At 34.3% G+C, this 8,200-nt stretch carries 4 protein-coding genes and 1 pseudogene; all 5 read left to right on the plus strand.

Features of this window, described 5'->3' with window-relative positions; genetic code table 11:
• Positions 1-606 precede the first annotated feature (606 nt).
• Positions 607-1,998: a M60 family metallopeptidase gene (locus V7183_RS09085; RefSeq protein ID WP_335359267.1), complete on the plus strand. Its 1,392-nt coding sequence runs from the start codon at positions 607-609 to the stop codon at positions 1,996-1,998.
• 755 nt (positions 1,999-2,753) lie between these two features.
• Positions 2,754-5,882, plus strand: coding sequence for a collagenase (locus V7183_RS09090; protein ID WP_335359268.1), 3,129 nt, complete (start codon positions 2,754-2,756; stop codon positions 5,880-5,882).
• Between the two features lie 160 nt (positions 5,883-6,042).
• Positions 6,043-6,447, plus strand: a pseudogene (locus V7183_RS09095) (PH domain-containing protein); the annotation flags it as partial.
• Between the two features lie 150 nt (positions 6,448-6,597).
• On the plus strand, positions 6,598-6,951 hold the full coding sequence (locus V7183_RS09100) for a DUF4064 domain-containing protein (RefSeq protein ID WP_098198188.1): 354 nt from the start codon (positions 6,598-6,600) through the stop codon (positions 6,949-6,951).
• A gap of 249 nt (positions 6,952-7,200) precedes the next feature.
• A complete protein-coding gene (locus V7183_RS09105; protein ID WP_097895784.1) occupies positions 7,201-7,305 on the plus strand; it encodes a YjcZ family sporulation protein in 105 nt (34 codons plus the stop codon).
• The last annotated feature ends 895 nt before the right edge of the window (positions 7,306-8,200 follow it).

Below are 8,200 nucleotides of genomic sequence, written 5' to 3' on the forward strand. Positions count from 1 at the left end.
GCAGAACAAAACATGACATACACTTACTTTCTTAATACTCTCTCCCAACCAAAAAGAAAGGGGGTTTTTAGGCCGTTTTTTTCAATTTGTATTTATATAAAAACAGTTTATTTTCAGTGAGTTTATCACATTATAATGAGTTTGTTTAATGGGATAAAACTATATTACAATATTTTTGTTGCGATTTTTGAGATTTAATAATATATGTACAGTGTTTAATTTAGAATTATTATATGATAGATTAGAGGTTTACACTCAAAGTCTATAATGTTTTAATGGAAGTAACAACCATATAAAACCATTTTAATTTTTCGACATACCTACTATGCAGAATACAACATGATCTGCACTTGCTTTCTCCTTTTGATGTGGTAGAAAAAAGTCATGATCGTTTCTATACGTGGCCAGATACTCCCCTTCAAAATTATATATAGGTATAATTTTTACGTGTATGAAATAAGAAAGGGGGATAAATAAATTTAAGAAGTAGCCATAGTAAGAGCAATTATTATTTATTTATATTAATAAATGGATATAAGGGGATAGTGAGAAAATCGGCGCTTCGTATGAACGTTAGAACAAATTTAAATGAAAGGAATGATTGATATGAACAAAAGAAAGAATCGTAAATTACAAAAACCAATGAAAGTATTTATGGCATCTGCTGTTATGACAACGACATTATTTACATCTATGACTGTAAATAGTTTGAACATTCATGCTGAAACTAAGCAAACTCAAGCGCAATATGAAGAGAAGACGTTTGAACTTCCAAGTACAGGACATTATATGGGTGAAGCAGCAAGAGAAAGAAGAAGCGAGCAGCGAAACTATGTGCCAACAGGAATCTATGTAAAACCGAATGAACAAGTCACAATTGAAGTATCGGGACTATCAGGATTAGACAAGCTTGGAGCAACTATTGGGACAAATGAATATGATAAAGAAGGGGGAAAAACATTTCGTCTTTCGCCTGGTTCTAACACCATCTCCTCTCCAAACGGTGGTTTATTAGGGTTTGATAACTGTGAAGGGAAAGGAACTGTTAAGGTGAAAGTAACACAAGGCGGGAGCCCTGTTCCATTCTTTGAATTAGGGAAGCATACGAAAGCAGACTGGATTGCGATGATGGACAGGTATCCAGATGCGCATGCCGTTCAATTAAAGTCAAAGAAAGCGGTACTTACTGTTACTCGTGATAGTGCCAAGAAATATATTGTGGATCAAGATCCTGTTCCTCTATTAAAAAAATATGATGACATGATTCTAGTACAAGATAGATTCTCAGGGCTATCTGAAACAAGTTCTAATCCGTTACACCGTTCAACTCGCCGTCTTTGGGCTTTTGTAGAAAATCCTAATAATCCACCGGGCATGTATATGTATGCAGGTCATGATGGAGTCGTATTTACTACTGCTTATGACGCAATTAAAAGTGCTTTAAATGTAAATGAATTTGGATGGGGACAAATGCATGAAGCAGGGCATACAAGGCAACAATATCCTTGGACGTGGGATGGAGTAGTTGAAGTCAATGTTAATATATACTCTTTAGCTGCACAAAAACAATTATTCCCAGGTCAACCAACGCGTTTAGAAAAAGAAGGAGATTATGACAGAGCCTTTCAATACTTAAAACAAACAAATAAAGAATATGAAAAGATTGATGACCCGTTTGTGAAAGTTGTTATGTTTTGGCAACTTCATTTAGCATATGGTGAAGATTTCTATCCGAACCTTCACAAACTATATCGAGAGTTACCAAAGGATCAACTTCCAAAAACGGATGAAGAGAAAATACAAGCATTTATTTACAATACATCGAAAGTAGCGAAACAAAATGTACTTCCATTCTTTGATCAATGGGGACTGAAAGCATCACAAGAAACAAGAAAAAAAGTAGAAGCTTTGAGATATCCAACATTGACTTCCCCTATATGGGAAGCGACGGATGCGAAACCCGTTAAACCAGTAGCTTCGTATGATTCAAGAAAATAATGAAAGCAAGTGTGTGATTTAGCTAGTAATGCAATCGATGACAATCCAAATACAATTTGGCATAGCCAATAGAGCACATCATATAATTCCTTATAAACAAGGGGGATTACGTAGGTACATAGAGAGATATGGTATAGATGGGAATTTAGCCAGCATTTTTCTAAATCATTGGCAGGATTGTGCAGATTAGAAGATCTGTGAATCAGTGATACCTATATATATATCTTTTTTTAAAAAAGGTATTATGATAATTTTATTCTGTTATTCAATAATGAGTATTTAGAAAAGGGGCTACTTTGGGTTAAACTGTACTCTTTAGGGTAGCCTCCATTGCTATCAAGCTAACAAAACAAAATTCCCCTAAAATAAAAAAATACGCTATTCTTTCTGTAGCATCATAGGAAAGGATGGCGTTTTTGATATGAACTTATCTATTATTGATGAATTAGAATTGTTTTCTAAAGAGTTGCAACGATATATGTCACCTGATGCTTTAGAGTAATTAGCTAAAAATGTAGGATTTGTTAAACGAAAATTTTATATCTCTACAGTTATTTATGAAAGTTCAATTCATTTTTCATTTGGGGGAACCACCAACTTCTTAAGTTGATGGATGTGGGGCGGTACCCCTTTTAAATAATTCACGAAGTATTTAAAAACTATTAAAAAGTGATATAAAATCTTGCATATTTATTTTAATTCATCTGAATAACATGTTATTTTGTTTCAGTTATATATTAGTACGGAGGGAAATTATGAAAAAGAAAATGAATCAAATTATGCTTGGAATTAGTACAATGGCATTGTCGTTAGGTGCGCTGCAAGTTGAAGTATCAGCGGAAGAAAAAGTACCTTATAATGTACTGCAAATGAAACCAGTAGGGATAGAAAAGCCAAAAGATGCAGTTGCTCATTCCTCAAAAGCTGATGAAACATTATCGTATGAAGAACGTTTAAAAGTTGGAGATTTTTCACAGAAGCCAGCCGCTGCTAAGAAAAGTGTGAAAGCGAAGCAGTCACAGGAAAGCTATACTTTGGATGAGCTGAATAAAATGAGCGATGAGGAGTTAATTAATACACTAGCAAATATTCGCTCCGGACAAATTACAGGTTTATTTCAGTTTAATGAAGAAACAAAAGCTTTCTATAAAAATAAAGAGCGTATGCAGGTAATTATGGATGGATTAGAGAAACGAGGAAGTACGTTTACAAAAAATGATACAAAAGGAATTGATACATTTACTGAAGTGCTCCGTTCTGCTTTTTATGTCGGATATAATAATGATGAATTAAGTTATTTAAATGAGAGAAGCTTCAAAGATAAGTGTTTACCTGCATTAAAAGCAATTGCAAAGAATCCAAACTTTAAACTTGGTACAGCTGAGCAAGATTTGGTTGTAAATGCATACGGGGATTTAATGAGGAATGCTTCTAGTGACGTTGAAACGGTGCAATATGCAGCAAAAATTTTAAAACAGTATAATAATAATCTTTCTACATATGGAAGTGACCGTGCGAAAGGAAATGCTGTATACGCTTTAATGCAAGCTGTTGATGCCGATATACAGATTGATTGGCACCTTTCGGGTAAAGAGCCAAATGAGACAATGTGGTATGGGAAGATTGATAGTTTTATAAATGAAGTCAATAAAATGGCGCTTATAGGTAATGTGACGGATAAAAATGGTTGGCTCATTAATAATGGTATATACTATGCAGGGCGTTTAGGGAAATTTCACAGCAATCCGAAGAAAGGGTTAGACGTTGTTACCAAATCGATGCAAATGTATCCATATTTAGGAGAGCAATATTTTGGGGCGGCAGAACAGATTGCTAGAAATTACGGCGGAGTAGATGCCAACGGAAAAACAGTAAATTTAGATCAACTTCGAGAAGAGGGCAAGAAGAAACTTTTACCTAAAACGTATACATTTGATGACGGAGCAATTGTCTTTAAAACAGGAGATAAAGTGACAGAGGAAAAAATCCAAAGATTGTACTGGGCTGCGAAAGAAGTAAAAGCACAATATCACCGTGTAATCGGAAATGATAAAGCATTAGAACAAGGGAATGCGGATGATGTATTAACAATCGTAATTTATAACACGCCAGATGAATATAAATTTAACCAGCAATTGTACGGATATGAAACGAATAATGGTGGTATTTATATTGAAAATGTCGGAACGTTTTTTACATATGAACGTACGCCGCAGCAAAGTATTTTTAGTTTAGAAGAATTGTTCCGCCATGAATTTACACACTATTTGCAAGGAAGATATGAAGTGCCTGGATTATGGGGGCAAGGAGAATTACAGCAAAATGAACGTTTGACATGGTATGAAGAAGGAAATGCGGAATTTTTTGCAGGATCGACGCGTACGAATAATGTAGTGCCACGTAAGAGTGTTATAAGAGGTTTATCAAACGAACCAGAAAAACGCTATACAGCAGAACAAACATTATATGCAAAATATGGAACGTGGGATTTTTATAACTATTCCTTTGCATTGCAGTCTTATATGTATAATCACAAGTTTGATACATTCGATAAAATACAAGATTTAATTCGTGCAAATGATGTACAAGGTTATGATGCATACCGTGAGGCGTTAAGTAAAGATGCACAATTGAATAAAGAATATCAAACATATATGCAGCAATTAATTGATAATCAAGAAAAATTTAATGTGCCGCAAGCATCAGATGATTATTTAGTAAGTCATGCACAGAAAGCACTAGCTGAAGTGAAGCAGGAAATTGTGGATGTTGCGAATGTAAAAGATGCAAAGATTACAAAGCATAAGTCTCAATTCTTTAATACATTTACAGTTGAAGGTACGTACACAGGAGGTACAACGAAAGGTGAATCTGAAGACTGGAAAACGATGAGTAAACAAGTGAACGAAGCATTAGAGAAGCTGTCACAAAAAGGATGGAGCGGTTATCAAACAGTAACAGCGTACTTTGTAAATTATCGTGTAAATAATGAAAATCAGTTCCAATATGATATTGTTTTCCACGGCATTGCAACAGATGAAGGTGCAAATGAAGGAATGATTGTAAAGAGAAATGAGCCATATTATGGTGAAGCAAATAGCACAATTCAGTTTAAGAGCGATAGTTCAAAAGCTGAAGGTCGAAAAATCGTTTCTTACCTTTGGGACTTTGGAGATGGGAAAACAAGCACAGAAGCAAATCCTACTCATGCATATGAAAAAGAAGGAACGTATACAGCAACCGTAACAATGAAAGATGATAAAGGAAAAGAAAGTAAAGAGCGAATGACAGTTAATGTAGATCGAGCAAGAGAAACATATTACGGAGAAGAAAATAACGCAATTGAGTTTAAGAGCGATAGTTCAAAAGCTGAAGATCGAAAAATCGTTTCTTACCTTTGGGACTTTGGAGATGGAAACACAAGCACAGAAGCAAATCCTACTCATGCATATGAAAAAGAAGGAACGTATACAGCAACCGTAACAATGAAAGATGATAAAGGAAAAGAAAGTAAAGAACAAATGACAGTTAATGTAGATCGAATAGGAGCAACTGAAACAGAACCAAATAGTCGTTTTGAACAAGCAAATGTAATTCCGTTTAATACGCTTCTCAAAGGTTCATTTAAGGATAAAGATTATACCGATATTTATACATTTAATGTGTCATCGCCAAAAGAAATAGACATTTCTGTCATAAATGAAGGTAAAATCAACATGATATGGGCGCTTGTTCATGAATCAGATCTGAGAAAAACCATTGCAGGTGGAAAACCTAATGGAAATACATGCAGAGAAAAAGTTGCTGTAAAACCAGGGAAGTATTATTTATGTGTGTATACAACTAATTCGGAAGATGGGACATATGCTGTTAAAGTACAATAAATATAGAAATAGAGATATTTCCTCTTAGAAAAAAGTATCTCTACAAACTGTTGAAAAACAAATCCGTCAATTTTCCCTATGATTCTACAGAAAGAATAGCGCATTTTTTCATTTTAGGGGGTATTTTGTTTTTGTTAGCTTGATAGCGATGGGGTAGCACCAAATATCAAAGAATTTCCTAAAAACAGAACGAACATTTTATGAGTATGCTTTTAACGCTTTAAAGAAAGTTATGAAATCTAAAGAATCTATTCATTTTTTTGAAGTTGCTTATCCAAAATTTACGAAAACTGGATTCATTGTTGTTGGAGAACATAACCTATATCTCGTAATGATGAAAGGCGGATTTTTCGGAGGAGCTGAAGCTGAAGTAGTTAAATACAAAGATATTAAGAACGTAGACTTCGATATTACTCCGAATTTATTTGGTGTATCCAATATGAACCCAGGTATTATTTACTTAGAAACGAAAAAAATGTTAGGTGCGGAAAAGAGATCTATCCATAATGTCCCAGAATATAATATCCATGCTCTTTTAAAAACAATTCGTGATAGATTGAAATAGATTTTTAAATACTGATTTTGCATTTAAGAGGGCCTAGGCTCTCTTGTTTTATTTATCAGTTTAGCAATATATAATAATATAGTGTTATTATGTTTGTTATGCTTAACTAGGAATCTTACATTTTGTATATTTGAAGGAGAATTTACTTACATGAAACGAACAACTGAATTTGTATTAGGTCTTATTGGTGGTATTTTTGGTATTTTATGTGCGTTTATCGCATTATTTATTGGTGGTATTGCTTCTGCTTTGGAAGCGGACGGAGCAAACAGCGTCGTTGGTTTAGGCTGGGTAGCTGTTCTTCTATCTATCTTAGGTATTGTTGGATCAGTAGTAGTGAGAAGTAACGCTAAAGCTGGTGGTATTATGATGACAATCGCTGCAATCGGTGGATTCATCTGTGTTTCATTCGTTTATATTTTACCAGCTGTTTTATTATTAATCGGTGGATTGATGGGAATCTTCCGTGAAGATAAGACTGCTGCACCAGCTCAGCGTAAGTAAGGCACTCGAAAGAGTGCTTTTATTTTTTCAATGACCAACATTATTTAACGTGGTAAAATAATATTTGGATTGGAGTCCAATACATATTATTAAAATTAAGATGGTTCAATTCGTAGGAAGGCACCCTAGGGTGTCTTTTCTTTTTTTCTTAAAGGACCTGCTCACTTAGATCCTAGCAACATAAAATAAACCGAATCCGTTATATGTGAATCCCTATGTTTTTCCCTCTTACTTAAAGGAGGAAGTATTATGAGCTTTGGTGGTAGTTGTGCCGGCGGCTTTGCTGGAGGATTCGCTTTACTCGTTGTGCTCTTTATATTATTAATCATAGTTGGGGCTGCTTGCTTCTGCTAAAAACCATCAGAAAAGATACTCATAAGGGTGTCTTTTCTTTATGAAAAAATCCCCACACATTGTGCAGAGATCAGGAGTAAAATACTCTACAAGCTCACCAATATATGCTAATCCACCTATTTCCGTAGGTAGGTTATCGCTTTATTGCACACTATCAAAGTATACTCTCTTTTTTTTCATAAACTTTATGCAATTATACATATTCAGAACAAATTACACGAAATAAATAATTAATATGATAAAATAACTATTGTGGATACGTTCTATAAAACAGATTCTATGATTAGAAAACGTAAGGCATCTCAACCATATAGATGTAGCGTTATTCCAATCTAGTCAACCAAATGATATCAATAACCTTGTATTTGTTACCCTAACAATCTGGTAAAAATAAATGATTCTGTTTTATAGGACGTGTTTACACATATAACAAAGGGGTAATACGGATAGATTCGTATTGAATGAAAGTGGTTCAAGTCGGAAGAAGGCACCTTAGGGTGTCTTTTCTTTATTTCTCAACGGACTTGCTCATATACAATTTAAAAACATACAGTAATGTGAACCCGTTAGTTAAAACCCATAATGGCCAAAATTTTGTTACCACCCTACTTCAAAGGAGGATTAACCATGGATTATGGTGGTAGTTGTGGATGGGACGGCGGATTCGGATATTAAAGAAATAGGCGCTCATTTGAGTGTCTTTTTTTATCTAATTTGTCCATTATGTATACTTTGTTTTTTTATGTACATTTGTAATACTCACTGTAGAAGTATTACATTGTTTGTTATTGCATAAAATAAAAGAAGAGATGCTCCAACATCTCTTCTAATAACTGCTACCGTGAAGGTGGTTAGTTATTTCAAGTTATTTTTTCTTATGACAGTTTGTCAATCT

It is taken from the genome of Bacillus sp. JJ1127, assembly GCF_036965845.1.
Lineage (GTDB): Bacteria > Bacillota > Bacilli > Bacillales > Bacillaceae_G > Bacillus_A.

Coding starts and splice junctions, on each gene's coding strand:
- V7183_RS09085 (WP_335359267.1), top strand. CDS start 607: ATGAACAAAAGAAAGAATCGTAAATTACAAAAACCAATGAAAGTATTT.
- V7183_RS09090 (WP_335359268.1), top strand. CDS start 2,754: ATGAAAAAGAAAATGAATCAAATTATGCTTGGAATTAGTACAATGGCA.
- V7183_RS09100 (WP_098198188.1), top strand. CDS start 6,598: ATGAAACGAACAACTGAATTTGTATTAGGTCTTATTGGTGGTATTTTT.
- V7183_RS09105 (WP_097895784.1), top strand. CDS start 7,201: ATGAGCTTTGGTGGTAGTTGTGCCGGCGGCTTTGCTGGAGGATTCGCT.